Source organism: Streptomyces johnsoniae (genome assembly GCF_031845565.1).
Classification (GTDB): Bacteria; Actinomycetota; Actinomycetes; order Streptomycetales; family Streptomycetaceae; genus Streptomyces; species Streptomyces johnsoniae.
Genome location: NZ_JAVREV010000014.1, coordinates 55,298 through 75,713 on the forward strand (window position 1 = coordinate 55,298; position 20,416 = coordinate 75,713).

The following is a 20,416-nucleotide window of genomic DNA, read 5'->3' on the forward strand; positions in this document are numbered from 1 at the left end:
GACCCCTGACCCTCGATGGAGGCGCCATGACCGTCCCAGAACCCGCCGCCACCCGACGTGGAGGGCGCTGGATCGACGAGTGGGACCCCGAGGACGAGGAGTTCTGGCGGGCCAAGGGCGAACGGATCGCCCGCCGCAACCTGCTCTTCTCGATCGTCTCCGAGCACATCGGCTTCTCCATCTGGACCCTGTGGTCCGTGCTCGTCCTGTTCATGGGCCCCGAGTACGGCATCGACGCGGCCGGGAAGTTCTTCCTGGTGTCCATGGCCACGCTGGTCGGCGCCGTGGTCCGGGTGCCCTACACCTTCGCCGTGGCCAGGTTCGGCGGGCGGAACTGGACGGTCGTGTCCGCCTCGCTGCTGCTCCTGCCCACCGCCGCCGCGTTCGCCGTGATGGAGCCGGGCACCTCGTACACCACGTTCATGCTGGTCGCGATACTCACGGGAGTCGGCGGCGGCAACTTCGCCTCCTCCATGACCAACATCAACTCCTTCTTCCCGCTGCGCAAGAAGGGCTGGGCGCTGGGCCTGAACGCCGGCGGCGGCAACATCGGCGTCCCCGTGATCCAGCTCGTCGGGCTCCTGGTCATCGCGACCGCGGGCGAGGGCGAGCCGCGGGTGCTGCTCGCGGTCTACACGCCGCTCATCGTCCTGGCCGCCTGTCTGGCCTGGCGCCACATGGACAACCTGGCGCCGGTCACCAACGACACGGGTGCCGCCCGGGAGTCGGTCAGGGACGGTCACACCTGGATCATGTCGTTCCTCTACGTCGGAACGTTCGGCTCGTTCATCGGCTACAGCTTCGCCTTCGGGCTCGTCCTCCAGAACCAGTTCGACAGGACGCCGCTCCAGGCCGCGTCGATCACGTTCATCGGACCGCTGCTCGGCTCCCTCATCAGGCCCGTCGGCGGCTACTGGGCGGACCGCTACGGCGGCGCGAAGATCACGCTCTACACGTTCGCGGGCATGGCCGCCGCCACCGGCGTCGTCATCGCGGCCTCCTCCGCCGAGTCGCTGCCGGTCTTCCTCGTCGGCTTCATCGGCCTCTTCGTGCTCAGCGGTCTCGGCAACGGCTCGACATACAAGATGATCCCCGGCATCTACCGCGCCAAGGCCCTGGCCAAGGGGCTGACCGGCGAGGAGGCCGCCGCCTGGGGGCGCCGCCTGTCCGGCGCGGCGATCGGCCTGATCGGCGCGGTGGGCGCGCTCGGCGGCCTCGGCATCAACCTCGCCTTCCGGCAGTCCTTCCTGTCCACCGGCTCCGGCACCGGCGCCTTCGCGTCCTTCCTGGTCTTCTACGCCGCATGTTTCGCGGTCACCTGGGCCGTATACCTGCGCCGCCAGGACCGCCCCGCGGGCGGCGCAGGCGGCGCGGTCGGCGGCGACGGCCGGACGGCGGAACCGGCCGCATATGCCGGAGTGTGAGCGTTTCGGCAGGGGCCGGGCGTAACGCCCGGGAAATCATGGGGTACCGAGCCTGTCATTCCCCGTTGACAGTCTCGGTACCACCGAACGACAGACTCTGGGCGGAGCGCATGGGCGGAGCGGACACGGCGGCGACCTGGCAGGAAGACCGGCCGGAGCGCGAGCGGGACGAGCGGCCGCGGAACGGGAAGCAGGCGCCCCGGCCGGAGCCGGACCAGGGACCGCGGCCCGAGATCAGGCCGCTGGACGGCTTCACCGTCGGTGTCACCGCCGCGCGCCGTGCCGACGAGCTGTCGGCCCTGCTGCGGCGGCGGGGCGCGGAAGTGCAGCACGCGCCCGCGCTGCGCATCGTTCCGCTCTCCGACGACGATCAGCTCCTCGACGCCACCAGGAACCTCATCGCCCACGCCCCCGATGTCGTCGTGGCCACCACCGCCATCGGCTTCCGCGGCTGGGTGGAGGCCGCCGACGGCTGGGGGCTCGGCGAGGAGCTGCTGCGCACCGTTGGCACCGCCGAGGTGCTGGCCCGCGGGCCCAAGGTGCGCGGCGCCGTCCGCGCCGCCGGGCTGACCGAGGACTGGTCCCCGGCCTCCGAGTCCATGGCCGAGGTGCTCCAGCGGCTCCTGGACGAGGGCGTGGCCGGGCGCAGGGTCGCGCTCCAGATGCACGGCGAGCCGCTGCCCGGCTTCATCGAGGCGCTGCGCGAGGCGGGCGCGGAGGTCGTGGACGTCCCCGTCTACCGGTGGATGCCGCCGGAGGACCTCGGGCCGCTGGACCGGCTCATCGACGCCGTCGTCAGCCGGTCGCTCGACGCGGTCACGTTCACCAGCGCACCGGCCGCCGCCTCCCTGCTCAGGCGTGCCGAGGAACGCGGCACGGGCGAGGGCCTGCTCGCCGCGCTGCGCAAGGACGTGCTCGCCGCCTGCGTCGGCCCGGTCACCGCGTTGCCGCTCCAGGCGAGGGACGTGCCCATCCGCAGGCCGGAACGGTTCCGGCTCGGCCCGCTGGTGCAGCTGCTGTGCAGCGAGCTGCCCGGCCGCGCGCAGCCGCTTCCGGTGGCCGGGCGGCGGCTGGAGATCCGCGGGCACGCGGTGGTCGTGGACGGCCGGCTGCGGCCCGTTCCGCCCGCGGGCATGGCGCTGCTGCGGCTGCTGGCCCGGCGCCCGGGCTGGGTCGTGCCGCGCGCGGAGCTGCTGCGCGCCCTGCCCGGTGCCGGACGCGACGAACACGCCGTGGAGACCGCGATGGCCAGGCTGCGCGGCGCGCTGGGCGCGCCTGCGCTGATCCACACGGTGGTCAAGCGCGGCTACCGGCTCGCCCTCGACCCGGCGCCCGGCGGGCAGAAATACGGCGAGTAGCCGTCCGACCGGCGCGAACGGCCCGGGTCTGGCGTACGGTGGACCGCTGCCAGAGCCGACCGTCAGAAGGGGGCCGAAGCGTTGGACGTGCGGGACCGGGAGATCCGCGACGAGCAGCGGCATCTGGACACCGTGTACCGGCGGCTCGCGGAGAAGATCCACGAGGCCGAGTACCTGATGGCGGACGCGGCACGCCGTGTCCAGGTGGGCACGCCGGGCGCGCTCGCGGAGCGCGACGCGCAGGTCTTCAGCGCCGGGCGCCATCTCGCGCGCCTGAACAACGAGTTCGAGGACTTCCTCTTCGGCCGCATCGACCTGCTCGCGGGCAAGGACGGCACCCGCGGCCCCGACGGGGCGCAGACCTCCGTGGAGCCCGCCGACGACGCGGTGCGCGAGGAGGGCGGCGTCCGCGTCGCCGATATCGCGGAGACGCTGCACATCGGGCGGCTCGGCGTGCTCGACGCCGACTACGTGCCGCTCGTCATCGACTGGCGCGCGCCGGCCGCCGCGCCGTTCTACCGGGCCACTCCGGTGGCCCCCGGCCGGGTGGTCCGCCGACGGGTCATCCGCAGCAGGGGGCGACAGGTCCTGGGCGTCGAGGACGACCTGCTGCGCCCCGAGCTGCGTGCCCTGCACGGCGGCGAGGAGCTGCCCGTGGTGGGCGACGGCGCGCTGATGGCGGCGCTCGGCCGGGCCCGCGGGCACCGCATGAGCGACATCGTGGCCTCCATCCAGGCCGAGCAGGACGAGGTGATCCGGGCGCCCGCCGGCTCCGTCACCGAGGTCACCGGCGGCCCCGGCACCGGCAAGACCGCCGTCGCGCTGCACCGCGCCGCCTACCTGCTGTACCGGGACCGGCGCCGTTACGCGGGCGGCATCCTCGTGGTCAGCCCCACCCCGCTGCTCGTGTCGTACACCGAGGGCGTGCTGCCCGCGCTCGGCGAGGAGGGGCAGGTCGCGATCCGCGCGCTGGGTTCGCTGGTGGAGGGCGCGGAGGCCGACTCCTACGACGACCAGGCCACGGCCCGCGTCAAGGGTTCGGCCGTCATGGCGCGCGTGCTGCACCGGGCGGCACGCGGCGTGCTCGATGCGCCGGGCGCGCCGGAACGGCTGCGGGTCGTGGCGTTCGGCCGCCGCGTCGAGCTGGACGCCGAGGCGCTCGGCCGCGTCCGGCGCCAGGCCCTGAGCGGAACGGCGCCGGTCAACCTGCTGCGGCCGCGCGCCAGGCGGCTGCTGCTCGACGCGCTGTGGGACGCGGCGGGCGCGGCCACGCGCTACGAGGCCCAGGCGCTCGCCGCGGAGGCGCGCGAGGCGTTCAACGAGGACATCGGCACCGAGGAGGTCTTCCAGGACTTCCTCGACGCCTGGTGGCCCGAGATCACCCCGCTCGGCGTGCTGGCGGCGATGGCGGACGAGCAGCGCCTCGGGCGCTGGGCGCGGCGGCTGCTGCGGCCCCGCGAGGTGCGGCAACTGGCACGCGCCCTGCGGCGCGTCACCCCGGAGGGCGCCGGGCTCTCCGCGCACGACGTGGCGCTGCTCGACGAGCTGCGCGTGCTCCTCGGCGCGCCCGCCAGGCCCGCGCGTCCCCGCGAGGCCGATCCGCTGGACCAGCTGACGGGACTCGCGGAGGTGACCACGTACGCGGACCGGACCGCCGCGCGCCGGGAGGCACCGGAGCGCGAGGAGGAGCGCACGGACTACGCGCACATCATCGTGGACGAGGCGCAGGACCTGACGCCCATGCAGTGGCGCATGGTCGGGCGCCGCGGGCGGCAGGCGACGTGGACGGTCGTCGGCGATCCGGCGCAGAGTTCGTGGCCCGCCCCCGAGGAGGCGGCGGAGGAGAAGGCGGCCGCGCTGCGCGGGCGTACGCGCCGCACGTTCGAGCTGACCGTCAACTACCGCAATCCGGCCGAGATCGCGCGCGTCGCCGACGGCGTGCTCCGGCGCGCGATGCCCGGCGCGCAGCCGCCGCGCGCGGTGCGCGAGACCGGCGTCGCGCCCCGGTTCACCGCGGCGGCCACGGCCGACGCGCTGCCAGGCGCGGTGGGCGAGGAGGCGGACCGGCTGCTGGCCGAGGTGCCGGGCACGGTCGGCGTCGTGGTGCCGATGCGGCGGCGCGCGGCGGCGGCGCAGTGGCTGGCGGGGCGGGACGGGCGGCTCGTGGTGCTCGGCAGCCTGGAGGCGAAGGGCCTGGAGTACGACGCCACGCTCGTGGTCGCACCGGCCGAGATCGCCGAGGAGTCACCGGCCGGGCTGCGGGTGCTGTACGTGGCGCTCACCCGCGCCACCCAGCGCCTCTCGGTGCTCTCCGGCCCCACCGACCGGCCGGGTCAGGACGGGGTGCCCGAGCTGCTCGCCGTCCGGCCCGCCGCGGGGGCAACGGCGGAGGCCGCCGCGGGGGCCGCGGCGGGGGGACGCCCCTGACCTGCGCCTTGTGGCCGGTTGACCCCGGGCGTGAGTGCGGTAGCCTGGAATTGGCGTCGGCCCGTTTCATGCCCCCGGGCCCAACCATAGTCGCTTCGAGCGACCCCTTGCCGCGAGGCGAGCTGGCGGGCCGGCGCTCCTACCTCCTCTTCGGGCCGCTCTCCCGCGCCTCCTCCTATGGTCTGATCGACCACCCGCCCTGGCTTTCGTCGTACCGGGTGCCTCTCGTAAGGTGACACCGACTTGGGGGGCGATATCGGGAAAGTGAAGGAAGTCGACTCATGGCAACGGCGCCCAGTGTCTCGTATTCGATGACCGTCCGGCTTGAGGTCCCGGCCAGTGGCACGGCCGTGAGCCAGCTCACCACCGTCGTGGAGTCCTCCGGCGGGTCCGTGACGGGTCTCGACGTCACCGCCTCGGGGCACGAGAAGCTGCGCATCGACGTGACGATCGCGGCCAGTTCCACCGCGCACGCGGACGAGATCGTCACCAAGTTGCGCGGGATCGACGGCGTTGCACTCGGCAAGGTCTCCGACCGGACGTTCCTCATGCATCTCGGTGGAAAGATCGAGATGACGTCCAAGCACCCGATTCGCAATCGCGATGACCTGTCGATGATTTACACACCGGGGGTCGCCCGCGTGTGCACGCAGATCGCGGCGCATCCCGAGGACGCCAGGCGGCTGACCATCAAGCGCAACAGCGTTGCCGTCGTCACCGACGGCTCCGCGGTCCTCGGCCTGGGCAACATCGGCCCGCACGCCGCGCTGCCCGTGATGGAGGGCAAGGCGGCGCTGTTCAAACGTTTCGCCGGTATCGACGCCTGGCCGCTCTGTCTGGACACCCAGGACACCGACGCGATCGTCGAGATCGTGAAGGCCATCGCCCCCGGCTTCGCGGGGATCAACCTGGAGGACATCTCCGCGCCGCGCTGCTTCGAGATCGAGGCCAGGCTGCGCGAGGCGCTGGACATCCCGGTCTTCCACGACGACCAGCACGGCACGGCGATCGTCGTGCTCGCCGCCCTGCACAACGCGTTGCGGGTGGTCGGCAAGCAACTGGGCGCGGTGCGCGTGGTCATGTCCGGCGCGGGCGCGGCCGGCACGGCCATCCTCAAGCTGCTGATCGACGCGGGCGTCAAGCACGCGGTGGTCGCGGACATCCACGGGGTGGTGCACGCCGGGCGCGGTGATCTGCTCGGCGCGGACGGCGATTCGCCACTGCGCTGGATCGCGGAGAACACCAACCCCGAGGGCGTCACCGGCACCCTGAAGGAGGCGGTGGCGGGCGCGGACGTGTTCATCGGCGTCTCCGCACCCGACGTGCTCGCGGCCGAGGATGTCGCGGCCATGGCGGACCGGGCCATCGTCTTCGCGCTCGCTAACCCGGACCCGGAGATCGACCCCGCGATCGCCCGCCAGACCGCCGCCGTGGTGGCCACCGGGCGTTCCGACTTCCCCAACCAGATCAACAACGTGCTGGTGTTCCCCGGCGTCTTCCGCGGCCTGCTGGACGCCCAGTCGAGGACCGTGAGCAGCGCGATGATGCTGGCCGCCGCCCGCGCCCTCGCGGACGTCGTGGGACACGAGGAGCTGAACGCCAACTACATCGTGCCCAGCGTCTTCAACGAAAAGGTTTCCGGCGCGGTGGCGGGGGCCGTCCGGGAAGCAGCCCAGTCCTAGGTCGTGTCGTTTGGATCTTCGTGGATCAGGCCGCGTCGTTGGATGCGGTGGATCGCAAGGCGGAGGATCGCAGCTCGTACTTGGCCGTACTCGCGCGATGCGACAACGCAGCGAGGTGCCGTAGCCGGCGGCGCGGCCCCGCGAAGATCCGAACGGCACGGCCTAGGCGAGTCGGTTGCCGGTGCCGTGCGGCTGCCCCTTAGGGTGACCGGGAGGCAAAGCCTCGGGAACGTCACCGGCGAGGAGACGAGCACTCTTCGTGTGACCCCGCTGGTGCCTGATTGGCCTTCCCGCCACTGGTGGGGGCAGGATGCGTACCCGGGCGAGGGGTTTTGCGGAAGGCAGACCCGGGTCCGGGGACTGTCAGTGGGCCCTGGCAGCATCGGCTTCGATCTCACGCCTCATTGGCAAGATGAACACGGGAGTACGAAATTATGAACCGCAGTGAGCTGGTGGCCGCTCTCTCCGAGCGCGCCGAGGTGACTCGGAAGGACGCGGACGCTGTGCTGGCGGCCTTTGCCGAGACGGTCGGCGAGGTCGTTGCCAAGGGGGACGAGAAGGTCACCATTCCGGGTTTCCTGACCTTCGAGCGGACCCACCGCGCCGCTCGCACCGCCCGCAACCCGCAGACGGGTGAGCCCATCCAGATCCCCGCCGGGTACAGCGTCAAGGTGTCCGCGGGCTCCAAGCTGAAGGAAGCCGCCAAGGGCAACTGACCCATGGCACAAGCCGCCAAGGGGTGGCCCTCCGTCCCGGAGGGCCACCCCTTGGCGCTGCCCGGGCCGGAAACGTTCCCGCCCGAGAAGTACCCGGCCTACGGACGTTCGACCTTGGCGCCGAGCCCTTCGAGTTTCTCCGCGAAGTTCTCGTAGCCGCGGTTGATCAGGCCGATGCCGTGCACCCGCGAGGTGCCCTCCGCCGCGAGCGCCGCGATCAGGTAGGAAAAGCCGCCGCGCAGGTCAGGAATGACCAGGTCGGCGCCCTGGAGCGGCGTCGGGCCCGAGACCACGGCCGAGTGCAGGAAGTTGCGCTGCCCGAAGCGGCAGGGCGTCCCGCCCAGGCACTCGCGGTACAGCTGAATCCGCGCGCCCATCTGGTTCAGCGCGCTGGTGAAGCCCAGCCGCGACTCGTACACCGTCTCGTGCACGATCGACAGACCCGACGCCTGCGTCAGCGCGACCACGAGCGGCTGCTGCCAGTCGGTCTGGAAGCCGGGGTGCACGTCCGTCTCCAGGGCGATCGCGTTCAGCGGGCCGCCCGGGTGCCAGAAGCGGATGCCGGCGTCGTCAACCTCGAACTCGCCGCCCACCTTCCGGAACACGTTGAGGAACGTCATCATCTCCCGCTGGCTCGCGCCGTGGACGTACACGCTGCCCTTGGTCGCCAGCGCCGCGCTCGCCCACGAGGCGGCTTCGAGGCGGTCGGGGAGGGCGCGGTGCGTGTACCCGCCGAGACGCTCCACGCCGGTGATGCGGATGGTCCTGTCGGTGTCCATGGAGATGATCGCGCCCATCTTCTGGAGCACGCAGATCAGGTCCTCGACCTCCGGCTCCACCGCCGCGTTCGACAACTCCGTGACGCCCTCCGCGAGCACCGCCGTCAGCAGCACCTGCTCGGTGGACCCCACGGACGGGTAGGGCAGTTTGATCCGGCAGCCGCGCAGCCCGCGCGGCGCCTCCAGATACTGGCCGTCCGCCCGCTTCTCGATCACCGCGCCGAACTGCCGCAGCACGTCGAAGTGGAAGTCGACCGGCCGGCCGCCGATGTCGCAGCCGCCGAGCCCCGGGATGAACGCGTGCCCGAGCCGGTGCAGCAGCGGCCCGCAGAACAGGATCGGGATGCGGGACGAGCCGGCGTGCGCGTCGATGTCCGCGACGTTCGCGCTCTCGACGCGCGACGGGTCGAGCACCAACTCGCCCCGTTCCTCACCGCTGCGCACGGTCACCCCGTGCAACTGCAACAGGCCGCGCACCACCCGCACATCGCGGATGTCCGGCACGTTCCGCAGCCGGCTCGGGGCGCTGCCGAGCAGGGCCGCGACCATGGCCTTTGGAACCAGGTTCTTCGCCCCTCGGACCCGGATCTCGCCCTCGATCGGGGTGCCGCCGTGGACAAGGAGTACGTCGTCGGTCATGGGACTCACGATCTGAAACGAAGGAATGCGCGACCAACCGGAATGGTAATGCGCCGGGCGGGCGCGCCCCCGGCGCGGGCCGGGGACGGCACTCCCCAGTACCCCACGGATGGGGAATCATGGCCTGCATGACCGAGGCGTCCTCGCTCACCGGGCGGCTGCTCGTGGCCACTCCGGCGCTGTCCGATCCCAACTTCGACCGTTCCGTGGTGCTGATGCTCGACCACGACCGCGAGGGGGCACTCGGCGTCGTTCTCAACCGCCCGACTCCCGTCGGGGTCTCCGAGGTGCTTCAGCCGTGGGCGGCGCTGGCCGGCGAGCCGGGCGTCGTCTTCCAGGGCGGCCCGGTCGCCCTGGACGCCGCCCTCGCGCTCGCCGTCGTCCCCGGCAGCGGCCCGCTCGGCTGGCGGCGCGTGCACGGCTCCATCGGTCTGGTGGACCTGGAGGCGCCGCCCGAGGTGCTGGCCGCCGAGGTCGGCAGCCTGCGGATCTTCGCCGGGTATGCCGGGTGGGGTCCCGACCAGCTGGAACGCGAGCTGGACGACGGTGCGTGGTACGTCGTGGACTCCGAGCCGGGGGACGTCTCCGTGCCCGAGCCCGAGCGGCTGTGGCGGGCCGTCCTGCGCCGCCAGCACGGGACTCTGGCGCTGCTCGCAACATACCCGGACGACCCGTCGCTCAACTAGGCTAGGTACTCATGAGCACTCTTGAGCCCGAGCGCGGAGCGGGCACCGGCACGCTCGTCGAGCCCACTCCGCAGACGACGCACGGCGATGGCGACCATGAGCGCTTCGCCCACTATGTCCAGAAGGACAAGATCATGGCGAGCGCGCTGGACGGCACCCCCGTCGTCGCGCTCTGCGGCAAGGTCTGGGTGCCCGGCCGGGACCCGAAGAAGTACCCGGTGTGCCCCACCTGCAAGGAGATCTACGAGTCGATGGGCTCGTTCGGCGGTGGCAAGGACGGCGGCAAGGACGGCGGCAAGAAGTAGCCGCCGCCCGTTCCGGCCCGTCCCGGGCCCCGGGCCCGCGGGCCGGCCGCGAGGGTGGCCCGGGGCATTCCCGTATGCCCTGATCGTGTGAGATGCCTCGGGCGCCCGTCCGGGCCCTCCCACCCCCGGTGGACGCCCTCGCCACCCCCGCGTCGGCGGGGCGGGAATCTATGCCAGAGTTGCCACGTCGCGGCCCGGAGCACGTACCGTACGGCTCCACGGCCGGGACGACCGGAAAGGGGCAGCTGGATTGAGCACGCACGCACCGCATGCACCGCAGACGGCCCGGCTCGTCGCGCTCCCGGCCACGCTGGACGACGCGGTGGCCGCGCTGGCCGCGGTGCCCGCGGCCGTGCCGGTCGCCGGCGGCACCGACCTGATGGCCGGCGTCAACGCCGGGCTGCTGCGCCCGGCGGCCCTGGTCGGGCTGGGACGGCTCGCCGAGCTGCGCGGCTGGGCCTATCAGGACGGGCACGCGCTGCTCGGCGCGTGTCTGACCCACTCGCGGATGAGCCGCCCCGACTTCGCCGCGCTCATCCCCGCACTCGCCGCCGCCGCCAGGTCCGCGGGGCCGCCTCAGGTGCGCAACGCGGGAACGCTGGGCGGCAACATCATCTCCGCCGCCGCGTCCGGTGACACGCTGCCCGTGCTCGCCGCCCTGGAGGCGACGCTCCTGATCGCCGGTCCTGACGGCGAGGGCAGGCAGGTTCCCGTCAGCCACCTGCTGGCCGGACGGGACCGGCTGCGGCCCGGGGAGCTGCTGGCCCACGTGCGGGTGCCGCTGCTGCACGCCACCCAGACGTTCCTGAAGGCCACCACCCGCACCGGCCCGGCCCGTTCCGTCGCCTCGGTGGCCGTGGTGCTCGATCCGGTGCACCGCGAGGTCCGCTGCGCGGTCGGCGCGGTCGCGCCGATGCCGCTGCGCCCGCTCGACGCCGAGCGCTGGGTGGCCTCGCTGGTCGACTGGGACGGGCGGCGCGGCCTGGCACCCGAGGCGCTCGCCGCGTTCGGTGAGTACGTCGGCATGGCCTGCATCCCCGACCCCGAGGTGCCGGGGGACGGTGGCGAGCCCACGCAACTACCCCCCGCCGTGCTGCACTTGAGGCGTACCGTGGCAACTCTCGCCCGCCGTGGACTCGGAAGGGCTCTCGCATGAGCAACGATCAGCAGCCAGAGCCGCACGCCGCCCTGGGCCCGCAACCGGGCTGGGGCGGCGAGTACGACGCGGAAGCCACGGCCTTCATAGAGCTGCCGGGCGGGTACCCGCAGGAGTCGGGCAGCGAGCCGCTGGCCGCGCCGGGGCACGGGTACCAGCCCCCCGAGATCGGCCGCGCCGCCGCCCCGCCGGCCACCGCGGAGGCCACCGTCGACCCGGGGGCCACCGGGCAGTGGACCATGCCGTTCACCTCGCCCGGCGCGGCTGACACCCCCGCCGGGCCGCCCGCCGCGCGTGCCGCCGCGATGGGGCAGGGCGCCGCCGCCGCGCTGGCGGGCGCGCGCCGCCCGGCCGACGGCGCGGAGCCGCGGGGCGTGCCCCCCGCGGGTCACGACACGGCGCCCTGGGACGAGAGCGCCCCGAGCCGCCCCGAGCCGCCCGTTCCCGCGCCGTGGCCGGCGCCGGGCGCGGGCGAGCCGCATCCGGACGGCCCCGCCGAGCCCGCGGTGCCCGCCGAGTCCGCGGTGACCGCCGAGCCCGCAGGGCCAGCGGCGCCCGCGCAGGACCCGGCGGCCGTGCCGCCGGTCGAGGTCGCCGTCGGCGGCAGCCGCAGCGAGCATCCCGAGGTCTCGTACGTGCTGCGCGTCAACGGTGTGGACCGGCCGGTGTCCGGCGCGTGGATCGGCGAATCGCTGCTGTACGTGCTGCGCGAGCGCCTCGGTCTGGCCGGGGCGAAGGACGGCTGCGCGCAGGGCGAGTGCGGCGCCTGTTCCGTGCAGGTCGACGGGCGGCTCGTCGCCGCCTGCCTGGTCCCGGCGGCCACCGCGGCCGGTTCCGAGATCCGCACCGTCGAGGGCCTGGGCGCGGCGGGCGCGCCCTCGGACGTGCAGCGCGCGCTGGCCGCCACGGCCGTGCAGTGCGGCTTCTGCCTGCCGGGCATGGCCATGACCGTGCACGACCTGCTCGAAGGCAACCACGCCCCGACCGAGGTGGAGACACGCCAGGCGCTGTGCGGCAACCTGTGCCGCTGCTCCGGCTACCGCGGCGTGCTCGACGCGGTGCGCACGGTGGTGGAGGAGCGTGCCGCCGCCGCGGGCGGCACCGCCCGCGGCGAGCGGGAGGACGGCGGGAGCGAGAGCTTCGGGGACGCGTTCGGGGCGGGCGGCGCCGGGCCGCGGACCGCCCCGGCGGACGCGGACGCCGCACCCCGCATCCCGCATCAGCCCGGGCCCCCGGCAGGAGGCATGTGATGAACGACCAGGCCGACGCCGCCGTGACCATGGTGCCCGCCGCGCAGGCGGCGCCCGGCCAGGACCGGCAGGAGCCGCACGGCCTCGGCACCTCCCTGGCGCCGGCCGAGGCGGACGCCAAGGTGACGGGCACGCACCCGTACACCGCGGACCTGTGGGCCGAGGGCCTGCTGTGGGCCGCGGTGCTGCGCTCCCCGCACCCGCACGCGCGCATCAAAGGCATCGAGACCGCGGAGGCCGCCGGGATGCCGGGGGTCCGCACGGTCGTCACGCACGCGGAGGTGGCCGGGGACGCGGGGCTCGGCCGCACGGTGACCGACCGGCCGCCGCTCGCCTCCGACCTGGTCAGGTACCACGGCGAGCCCGTGGCCGCCGTGGCGGCCGACCACCCGGAGACCGCGCGGCTCGCCGCCGCGGCCATCGTCGTCGAGTACGAGGTGCTCGACGCGGTGACCGATCCGGAGAAGTCCTTCGAAGCGGCCCCGTTGCACCCGGACGGCAATCTGGTCCGGCACATTCCGCTGCGGCACGGCGACCCGGGGGCCACCGGCGACGTCGTGGTGGAGGGCCTGTACCGCATCGGCCGCCAGGACCCGGCGCCGATCGGCGCCGAATCGGGCCTCGCGGTGCCGCGGCCGGACGGCGGCGTGGAGATCTACACGGCGAGCACCGACCCGCACGGCGACCGCGACCGGCTGGCCGCCTGCCTCGGGCTGGCGCAGGAGCAGGTCAAGATCTACGTGACGGGGGTGCCAGGGGCGCTCGGCGACCGGGAGGACCTGGGTTTCCAGCTGCCGCTCTCGCTGCTGGCGATCCGCACCGGCTGCCCGGTGAAGCTGGCCGCGACCCGCGAGGAGTCGTTCCTCGGCCACGCCCACCGCCACCCGACGCTGCTGCGCTACTGGCACCATGCCGACCGCGAGGGGAAGCTCGTGAAGGTCGAGGCGCAGGTGCTGATGGACGCGGGCGCCTACGCGGACGACTCGGCCGAGGTGCTGGCCGCCGCGGTGTCGTTCGCCGCCGGGCCCTACCTCGTGCCGAACGCGGTGGTCGACGGCTGGGCGGTGCGCACCAACAATCCGCCCGCGGGCTACGTGCGCGGCGAGGGCGCGATGCAGGTCTGCGCCGCGTACGAGGGCCAGATGGACAAGCTGGCGGCCCAGCTGGGCATCGACCCGGCCGAGCTGCGCGCGCGGAACGTGCTGGGCACCGGCGATCCGCTGCCCACCGGGCAGACGGTCACCTGCCCCGCCCCGGTCGCCGAGCTGCTGGCCGCCGTGCGCGAGGCGCCGATGCCGGCGCTGCCCAAGGACGGCCCGGTCGAGGACTGGCTGCTGCCTGGCGGCCCCGAGGGCGCGGCGGACCCGGGCGCGGTGCGCCGGGGCGTGGGCTATGCGCTCGGCATGGTGCACATGCTCGGCGCGGAGGGCGCCGACGAGGTGTCGACGGCCACGGTGAAGGTCGAGGGAACGGTGGCCACGGTGCTGTGCGCCGCGGTGGAGACCGGCCAGGGCTTCGCGACGCTGGCGCGCCAGATCGTGCAGGACGTGCTGGGCGTGGACGAGGTGCACGTGGCGCCGGTGGACACCGACCTGCCGGTCGCGGGGCCCGGCGGCAGGGGCCGCCACACGTGGGTGTCCGGCGGGGCGGTGGAGCGGGCCGCGAAGATGGTCCGCACGCAGCTGCTCCAGCCGCTGGCCGCGAAGTTCGGGATGTCGGCCGAGCTGCTGACGATCGCCGACGGCAAGATCACCTCCTACGACGGGGTGCTCAGCACGACCGTTCTCGAGGCCCTGGAGGGCAAGGAGCTGTGGGCGACCGCGCAGTGCCGCCCGCACCCCACCGAGCCGCTGAACGAGTCGGGCCGCGGCGACGCGTTCGTCGGTCTCTCCTTCGCCGCGGTGCGCGCGGTGGTGGACGTGGACGTGGAGCTGGGCGCGGTGCGTGTGGTGGAGATGGCCATCGCGCAGGACGTCGGCCGCGTGCTGAACCCGAGGCAGCTTGAGGCCCGTATCGAGGCGGGCGTGACGCAGGGCGTGGGCGCCGCTCTCACCGAGCATCTGCGCGTCGTGCGCGGGGTGGTGCGCCGGGCGGATCTGGCGGGGTACGCGCTGCCCACCGCGCTGGACGCGCCGGATGTGCGGATCGTGAAGCTGGTGGAGGAGCGGGACGTGGTGGCTCCGTTCGGCGCCAAGGCGGTGAGCGCCGTCCCGGTGGTCGTCTCCCCGGCCGCGGTGGCCGCGGCGGTCAGGGCGGCGACCGGCCGCCCGGTGAACCGGCTGCCGATCCGTCCGCAGGCCGCGGTGGGTGTGACGCGCGGCGCGGTCTGACGGCGGGACCAGGGCCGGCGACCGGGCGGCCACCGACCGTCGGACCATAGGCATGGGCGGGTTTTGCTCCTTACCGTAGCCTCATGAACGAGACCGACGCCGGCGCCGACGCCGGGCCCGGGGCGCCGCCCGCCCGCCCCCCGTCCGCCGCCGTGTCGTCCGCGGCATCCGCGGCGGCCGCGGCGGCCGTGCCGGGAGGCGTGCTCGGCGCCCCGTACCGCGCGCTCACCCTGGGCTGCGTCAGCACGATATTGCTGATCGCGTTCGAGGCCATGGCCATCGGGACGGCCATGCCCGCCGCGGCGGAGGCACTCGACGGGGTCTCGCTCTACGCGTTCGCGTTCTCCGCGTTCTTCACCACGAGCCTGCTCGGCATGGTCGTCTCCGGGCAGTGGTGCGACCGGGCGGGCCCGACCGGCCCCGTGCTCGCCGGGGTGACGGCCTTCTCGGCCGGGCTGCTGGTCTCCGGCACCGCGCAGGCGATGTGGGCGTTCGTGCTGGGGCGCGCCGCCCAGGGCGTGGGCGGCGGGCTGGTCATCGTCGCGCTGTACGTGACGGTCCGCCGCGCCTACCCGGAGCACCTGCGGCCCGCGGCGCTCGCGGCGTTCTCCGCGGCCTGGGTGGTGCCGTCCATGGTGGGGCCCGTGATCGCCGGAACGGTGACGGAACAGTTCGGCTGGCGCTGGGTGTTCCTCGGCATCACCGTGCTGGTCATCCTGCCGGTGATGGTGATGCTGCCCCAACTGCGCAAGCTGGGCGAGCGGAACGGCGAGCGGAACGGCGAGGGCGGCGGCGAACGGCCGGCCGGCCGGTTCGACGGGCGGCGGCTGCGGCTGGCCGGGGCGGTGTCCGTGGGCGCCGGGCTGCTCCAGTTCGGCGGGCAGGAGCTGCGCTGGCTCTCGCTGGTGCCCGTGGCCCTCGGGCTCGCGCTGCTCGCGCCCTCGGCGGTGCGGCTGCTGCCGCGCGGCACGTTCCGCGCCGCGCGCGGCCTGCCGTCGGTGATCGCCCTGCGCGGGCTGATATCGGCGGCGTACCTGTCGTCGCAGAGCTTCGTGCCGCTGATGCTGGTGACCCAGCGCGGCCTGTCGTACACAGAGGCGGGGCTCGCGCTCGCCGCCTCGGGCGGGCTGTGGGCCTGCGGCTCGTACACGCAGTCCAGGCCGTGGGCGGAGCCGCACCGGTTCCGGCTGGTGCGCGTCGGCACCGTGCTGATCACCGGCGGCGTGGTGCTCACCCCGCTGGTGCTGATCGACGCGGTGCCCGTGTGGACGCCCGCGCTGACGCTGGCGCTCGGCTGCTTCGGCATGGGCCTGGTCACCGCCTCGGTGGGCGTGCTGGTGCTGCGCCTGTCCGCGCCCGAGGCGGCCGGCGGGAACGTGGCGTCCCTCCAGGTGTGCGACAGCCTGGGGAACGTGGTGATGCTGACGACCGTGGGCACGCTGTTCGCCGCGCTCGGCGGGGACGCCTCGGCCGCCGCGCACGACGCCGCCGCGGTGGCCGGGGACACGGCCGTGGGCCCGGGGGCGTTCGTCGCGGTGTACGCGGTGACCGCGAGCGCGGCCCTGCTCGGCACGGTCGTCGGCGGGCGCCTGCGCACGCCGGGGGCGTGAACGAGCCCCGCGCCGCGCCCCGTTCCGGCGCCGCTGCGGTGGCGTCCCGTCGGCGTCCCGTCGGCTTCCCGGCCCCTCCCGTCGGCTCCCCGGTGTGAGATGGACCGCAGCGGAGGGGCGGTGGTGCGGCGGTAGGCTGGCGCGGTCGTGCACCGTCCACCCCACCCGGAGACCGTGACCACCACCGCCTCGCCCTCCCCGCATTCCTCCCACCTCTCTCCCGCCTTCCCCGGCCGCGCGCCCTGGGGCACCGCGAGCAAGCTGCGTGCCTGGCAGCAGGCGGCGATGGAGGAGTATCTCCAGGCCCAGCCGCGGGACTTCCTCGCCGTCGCCACCCCGGGCGCGGGCAAGACGACGTTCGCGCTGACGCTGGCCTCCTGGCTGCTGCACCACCGCGTCGTGCAGCAGGTGACGGTGGTGGCGCCGACCGAGCACCTGAAGACGCAGTGGGCGGACGCGGCGGCGCGCATAGGGATCAAGCTGGACCCGGACTACAGCGCGGGTCCTGTGGGGCGCGAGTACCACGGGGTCGCGGTGACCTATGCGGGCGTCGGCGTCCGGCCGATGCTGCACCGCAACCGCTGCGAGCAGCGCAAGACTCTGGTCATCCTGGACGAGATCCACCACGCCGGGGACTCCAGGTCCTGGGGCGAGGCGTGCCTTGAGGCGTTCGAGCCCGCGACGCGGCGGCTCGCGCTGACCGGGACGCCGTTCCGTTCCGACACCAACCCGATCCCGTTCGTCGCCTACGCGGAGGGCAACGACGGCATCCGCCGTTCGGTCGCCGACTACACGTACGGCTACGGCAACGCGCTGGCGGACGGCGTCGTGCGGCCGGTGATCTTCCTGTCCTACAGCGGCAGCATGCGCTGGCGCACCAAGGCGGGGGACGAGGTGGCCGCGCGGCTCGGCGAGCCGATGACGAAGGACGCCACCTCCCAGGCGTGGCGGACCGCGCTCGACCCGAAGGGCGAGTGGATGCCCGCGGTGCTCGGTGCCGCCGACCGGCGGCTGACCGAGGTCCGCAGAGCCGTGCCGGACGCGGGCGGCCTGGTCATCGCGAGCGACCAGGAGTCGGCCCGCGCCTACGCCCGGCTGATCCGCGAGATCACCGGCGACGCCGCGACCCTGGTGCTGTCGGACGACGGCGGGGCCTCGCGGCGCATCGAGGACTTCCGGGAGTCGCGGGACCGCTGGCTGGTCGCGGTCCGCATGGTGTCGGAGGGTGTGGACGTGCCGCGGCTCGCGGTCGGGGTCTACGCGACGACCATCTCCACGCCGCTGTTCTTCGCGCAGGCGGTCGGCCGGTTCGTGCGCTCCCGGCGGCGCGGCGAGACCGCGTCCGTCTTCCTGCCCACCATCCCGTCGCTGCTCGGCTTCGCCCACGAGCTCGAACTGGAACGCGACCACGTGCTGGACAAGCCGAAGCGGGACGGCGAGGAGGACCCGTACGGGCCCGAGGCCGATTTGCTGGAGGAGGCGGAGCGGCAGCAGGACGAGCCCGACGGCGAGCAGGACCAACTGCCGTTCGAGGCACTGGAGTCGGAGGCCGTCTTCGACCGGGTGATGTACGACGGCGCTGAGTTCGGCATGCAGGCGCACCCGGGCAGCGACGAGGAGCAGGACTACCTCGGCATTCCCGGGCTGCTCGAGCCCGACCAGGTCAGTCTGCTGCTGCGCAAGCGGCAGGCGCGGCAGATCGCGCACAGCCGCCGCAAGCCGGACGAGGAGGCGGACCTGCTCGAACTGCCCGCGGAGCGGCGGCCGGTCATGAGCCACAAGGAGATGCTCGAACTGCGCCGCGAGCTGAACTCGCTGGTCGGCGCGTACGCCCACCAGTCGGGCAAGCCGCACGGGGTGATCCACACCGAGCTGCGCCGCGCCTGCGGCGGCCCGCCCACCGCCGAGGCGACGGCGGGGCAGCTGCGGCAGCGCGTGGCGAAGGTCAAGGAGTGGGCCACGCGCATGCGGTGAGCCATCGGCCGGTGAGCCATCGGCCGGTGAGCCATCGGCCGCAGGGATGTTCGTCGCATATCGTTCGAAAACCGCCGCTTCCTGCTCGGATTCTGGACAGCCTCTTCCGCTCAGCGGTGCCGCTGGCTAAATTTCCGGTCATGCGTACGCCCGGTGGCAGAGCCGCCCCGGTGCGCAACCGGACTGTGTGACCTGCTACCGCAACCGGCGGCCCGCTCCGCGTGCTGCCGACGGGACCGGCGGCACCGGCCCCTCCGCGACAGCCGCCGACTCGTCGGGATTCCTTCCTGGACTACCGAGAAGAGAATGGGGGCGCCGTGAGTGACGCACGCCCGGCCTCCGGGCCGCGGACCAGTTTCATCCCTGCCCGGCAGCGAGCCGCCGGGGAAGCGAACGAGGAGGGTGCGTGACCGCGGAAACCTCCCAGACGCTCGACCGGGGGCTGCGTGTCCTCAAACTGCTCGCCGAGACCGACCACGGCCTGACCGTGACCGAGCTGTCCAAACAGCTCGGCGTCAACCGCACCGTCGTCTACCGGCTGCTCGCCACCCTGGAACAGCACTCCCTGGTCCGGCGCGACGCCGGCGGCAGGGCGCGCGTCGGGGTGGGCGTGCTCGGCCTCGGCCGGCAGGTACACCCGCTGGTCAGGGAGGCCGCCCTGCCCGCGCTGCGGGCGCTGGCCGAGGACGTCGGCGCCACCGCCCACCTCACCGTCGTGGACGGCAACGACGCGCTCGCCGTCGCCGTGGTCGAACCCAGCTGGACCGACTACCACGTCGCCTACCGCACCGGCTTCCGGCACGCCCTCGACCGGGGCGCCGCGGGCCGCGCCATCCTCACCGGCCGCTGCAAGGACATCGAGGAGGAGGACGGCTTCGTGCTGACCCAGGGCGAGTTGGAGGCCGGGGCCAGCGGGGCCGCGGCGCCGCTGCCCGCCGACTGCGGCATCGAGGGCAGCGTCGGGGTGGTCATGCTGAACGAGTCCGTGCCGCCCGAGGTCGGCCCCCGCGTGGTCAGGGCCGCGTCCGAGGTGGCCGCGGTGCTGCGTTAGATTCCCTCCATGCCCGCCGCTCCGACCGCCTCGAAGGCCGCCGCCGCACCGCCCGCCGGAGCCGCGCGCCGCCCGCTGCTGCTCGCCGCCTGCGTCGCGCTCGTCGCGGCCCTGCTCGCGGTCGCGGCGCTGGCCCCGCTGCCGTACTCGGTCACCCGCCCCGGGCCGACCGCGGACGTGCTCGGCGAGCACGACGGCGAGCCGGTGATCACCATCACCGGCGCCCCGGTGCGCGAGCCGGCGGGCGAGCTGCGGATGACGACGATCACCGCGACGTCGCCGGACGCGACGGTGCGGCTGACCGACGTCGTCACCGGCTACTTCTCCGGCGAACGGGCGGTCATGCCGCGCGAGGCGGTCTACCCGGTGGGCGACAGCCGCGAGGAGATCCAGGAGCACAACGCGGGCCAGATGCGCGACTCCCAGCACGCGGCGGTCGCCGCGGCCGTCACCTACCTGGGCCTCGACGAGGACGAGGTGAGCATCGAGCTGAACCTGGCGGACGTCGGCGGCCCGAGCGCGGGCCTGCTGCTCTCGCTCGGCATCGTGGACCTGCTGCGCGGCGACGGCTCGGGCGGCGACCTGACCGACGGGCGCGTCATCGCGGGCACCGGCACCATCGAGCCGGACGGAACGGTCGGCTCGGTGGGCGGCGTTCCGCTGAAGACGCAGGCCGCGCGGCGCGACGGCGCGACCGTCTTCCTCGTGCCGAGCGAGGAGTGCGCGGACGCGACAGCCGAGGCGCCGGACGGGCTGCGGGTGCTGCCCGTGGCCACCCTCGAAGGCGCGGTGGCCGACCTGCGGGCGCTGGCCGCGGGGGAGTCCGTGCCCTCCTGCTGAGCCCTCCTGACCCGGCGGCGCGCCCGGAACGTGGGCCGCCCCCGCGAGTGCAGGTCGCGGGGGCGGCTGTGGGGGGTGGTGTTCTTACTGATTCCCCCGACTCGCGTGTTCACGCTCGTTTCCGCCGAGGAGGAGCATGGAAGTTCCCGGGGGGAAATCCCGCAGGCACGGGGTCTCCCGGTGTGCGCG

At 74.1% G+C, this 20,416-nt stretch carries 15 protein-coding genes; 14 read left to right on the top strand and 1 reads right to left on the bottom strand.

Going from position 1 to position 20,416, the window contains the following annotated elements:
• The first annotated feature begins 26 nt into the window (after window positions 1-26).
• The 5 genes from RM779_RS23280 to RM779_RS23300 all read left to right on the top strand — a co-directional run bounded on the left by RM779_RS23280 (window position 27) and on the right by RM779_RS23300 (window position 7,607).
• Window positions 27-1,424: a nitrate/nitrite transporter gene (locus tag RM779_RS23280; RefSeq protein WP_311619695.1), complete on the top strand. Its 1,398-nt coding sequence runs from the start codon at window positions 27-29 to the stop codon at window positions 1,422-1,424.
• Between the two features lie 110 nt (window positions 1,425-1,534).
• On the top strand, window positions 1,535-2,782 hold the full coding sequence (locus RM779_RS23285) for a uroporphyrinogen-III synthase (RefSeq protein ID WP_311619696.1): 1,248 nt from the start codon (window positions 1,535-1,537) through the stop codon (window positions 2,780-2,782).
• Window positions 2,783-2,863: 81 nt separating this feature from the next.
• Window positions 2,864-5,209, top strand: coding sequence for a HelD family protein (locus tag RM779_RS23290; RefSeq protein ID WP_311619697.1), 2,346 nt, complete (start codon window positions 2,864-2,866; stop codon window positions 5,207-5,209).
• Between the two features lie 281 nt (window positions 5,210-5,490).
• On the top strand, window positions 5,491-6,891 hold the full coding sequence (locus RM779_RS23295; protein WP_311619698.1) for an NAD-dependent malic enzyme: 1,401 nt from the start codon (window positions 5,491-5,493) through the stop codon (window positions 6,889-6,891).
• A 434-nt stretch (window positions 6,892-7,325) separates the two neighbouring features.
• A complete protein-coding gene (locus tag RM779_RS23300) occupies window positions 7,326-7,607 on the top strand; it encodes an HU family DNA-binding protein (RefSeq protein WP_077061107.1) in 282 nt (93 codons plus the stop codon).
• A gap of 98 nt (window positions 7,608-7,705) precedes the next feature.
• On the opposite strand, the gene murA is transcribed toward RM779_RS23300, so the two are convergent.
• Window positions 7,706-9,025 (bottom strand): UDP-N-acetylglucosamine 1-carboxyvinyltransferase, encoded by a 1,320-nt coding sequence (gene murA, locus RM779_RS23305; RefSeq protein WP_311619699.1) that lies wholly within the window; start codon window positions 9,023-9,025, stop codon window positions 7,706-7,708.
• Window positions 9,026-9,153: 128 nt separating this feature from the next.
• Here murA and RM779_RS23310 point away from each other — a divergent pair, with 128 nt between their 5' ends.
• The 9 genes from RM779_RS23310 (at window position 9,154) to RM779_RS23350 (ending at window position 20,227) form a co-directional block, all read left to right on the top strand.
• Complete coding sequence (locus RM779_RS23310; protein WP_077061109.1) at window positions 9,154-9,711, top strand: YqgE/AlgH family protein; 558 nt, start codon at window positions 9,154-9,156, stop codon at window positions 9,709-9,711.
• Between the two features lie 11 nt (window positions 9,712-9,722).
• Entirely contained in the window at window positions 9,723-10,016 is a 294-nt protein-coding gene (locus RM779_RS23315) for a DUF3039 domain-containing protein (protein ID WP_077061110.1), read from the top strand.
• Window positions 10,017-10,266: 250 nt separating this feature from the next.
• The gene (locus tag RM779_RS23320) at window positions 10,267-11,172 is read left to right on the top strand and encodes an FAD binding domain-containing protein (RefSeq protein ID WP_077061111.1); all 906 of its coding nucleotides are present in this window, start codon (window positions 10,267-10,269) and stop codon (window positions 11,170-11,172) included.
• Window positions 11,169-12,422: a (2Fe-2S)-binding protein gene (locus RM779_RS23325; protein ID WP_311619700.1), complete on the top strand. Its 1,254-nt coding sequence runs from the start codon at window positions 11,169-11,171 to the stop codon at window positions 12,420-12,422. The genes RM779_RS23320 and RM779_RS23325 overlap by 4 nt, the downstream gene beginning before the upstream one ends.
• Window positions 12,422-14,752, top strand: a complete 2,331-nt coding sequence (locus RM779_RS23330) for a xanthine dehydrogenase family protein molybdopterin-binding subunit (RefSeq protein ID WP_394813371.1) — start codon at window positions 12,422-12,424, stop codon at window positions 14,750-14,752. Before RM779_RS23325 ends, RM779_RS23330 begins: the two co-directional genes overlap by 1 nt.
• An 83-nt stretch (window positions 14,753-14,835) precedes the next feature.
• Entirely contained in the window at window positions 14,836-16,362 is a 1,527-nt protein-coding gene (locus RM779_RS23335) for an MFS transporter (RefSeq protein WP_311619701.1), read from the top strand.
• 174 nt (window positions 16,363-16,536) lie between these two features.
• Entirely contained in the window at window positions 16,537-18,336 is a 1,800-nt protein-coding gene (locus RM779_RS23340; protein WP_311619823.1) for a DEAD/DEAH box helicase, read from the top strand.
• 406 nt (window positions 18,337-18,742) lie between these two features.
• Complete coding sequence (locus RM779_RS23345; RefSeq protein WP_311619702.1) at window positions 18,743-19,387, top strand: IclR family transcriptional regulator; 645 nt, start codon at window positions 18,743-18,745, stop codon at window positions 19,385-19,387.
• Window positions 19,388-19,396: 9 nt separating this feature from the next.
• Window positions 19,397-20,227 carry a S16 family serine protease gene (locus tag RM779_RS23350; protein ID WP_311619703.1) on the top strand — a complete coding sequence of 277 codons (831 nt, stop codon included), beginning with the start codon at window positions 19,397-19,399 and terminating at the stop codon, window positions 20,225-20,227.
• The last annotated feature ends 189 nt before the right edge of the window (window positions 20,228-20,416 follow it).

Coding starts and splice junctions, on each gene's coding strand:
- RM779_RS23280 (WP_311619695.1), top strand. CDS start 27: ATGACCGTCCCAGAACCCGCCGCCACCCGACGTGGAGGGCGCTGGATC.
- RM779_RS23285 (WP_311619696.1), top strand. CDS start 1,535: ATGGGCGGAGCGGACACGGCGGCGACCTGGCAGGAAGACCGGCCGGAG.
- RM779_RS23295 (WP_311619698.1), top strand. CDS start 5,491: ATGGCAACGGCGCCCAGTGTCTCGTATTCGATGACCGTCCGGCTTGAG.
- RM779_RS23300 (WP_077061107.1), top strand. CDS start 7,326: ATGAACCGCAGTGAGCTGGTGGCCGCTCTCTCCGAGCGCGCCGAGGTG.
- murA (WP_311619699.1), bottom strand. CDS start 9,025: ATGACCGACGACGTACTCCTTGTCCACGGCGGCACCCCGATCGAGGGC.
- RM779_RS23310 (WP_077061109.1), top strand. CDS start 9,154: ATGACCGAGGCGTCCTCGCTCACCGGGCGGCTGCTCGTGGCCACTCCG.
- RM779_RS23315 (WP_077061110.1), top strand. CDS start 9,723: ATGAGCACTCTTGAGCCCGAGCGCGGAGCGGGCACCGGCACGCTCGTC.
- RM779_RS23325 (WP_311619700.1), top strand. CDS start 11,169: ATGAGCAACGATCAGCAGCCAGAGCCGCACGCCGCCCTGGGCCCGCAA.
- RM779_RS23330 (WP_394813371.1), top strand. CDS start 12,422: ATGAACGACCAGGCCGACGCCGCCGTGACCATGGTGCCCGCCGCGCAG.
- RM779_RS23335 (WP_311619701.1), top strand. CDS start 14,836: ATGAACGAGACCGACGCCGGCGCCGACGCCGGGCCCGGGGCGCCGCCC.
- RM779_RS23350 (WP_311619703.1), top strand. CDS start 19,397: ATGCCCGCCGCTCCGACCGCCTCGAAGGCCGCCGCCGCACCGCCCGCC.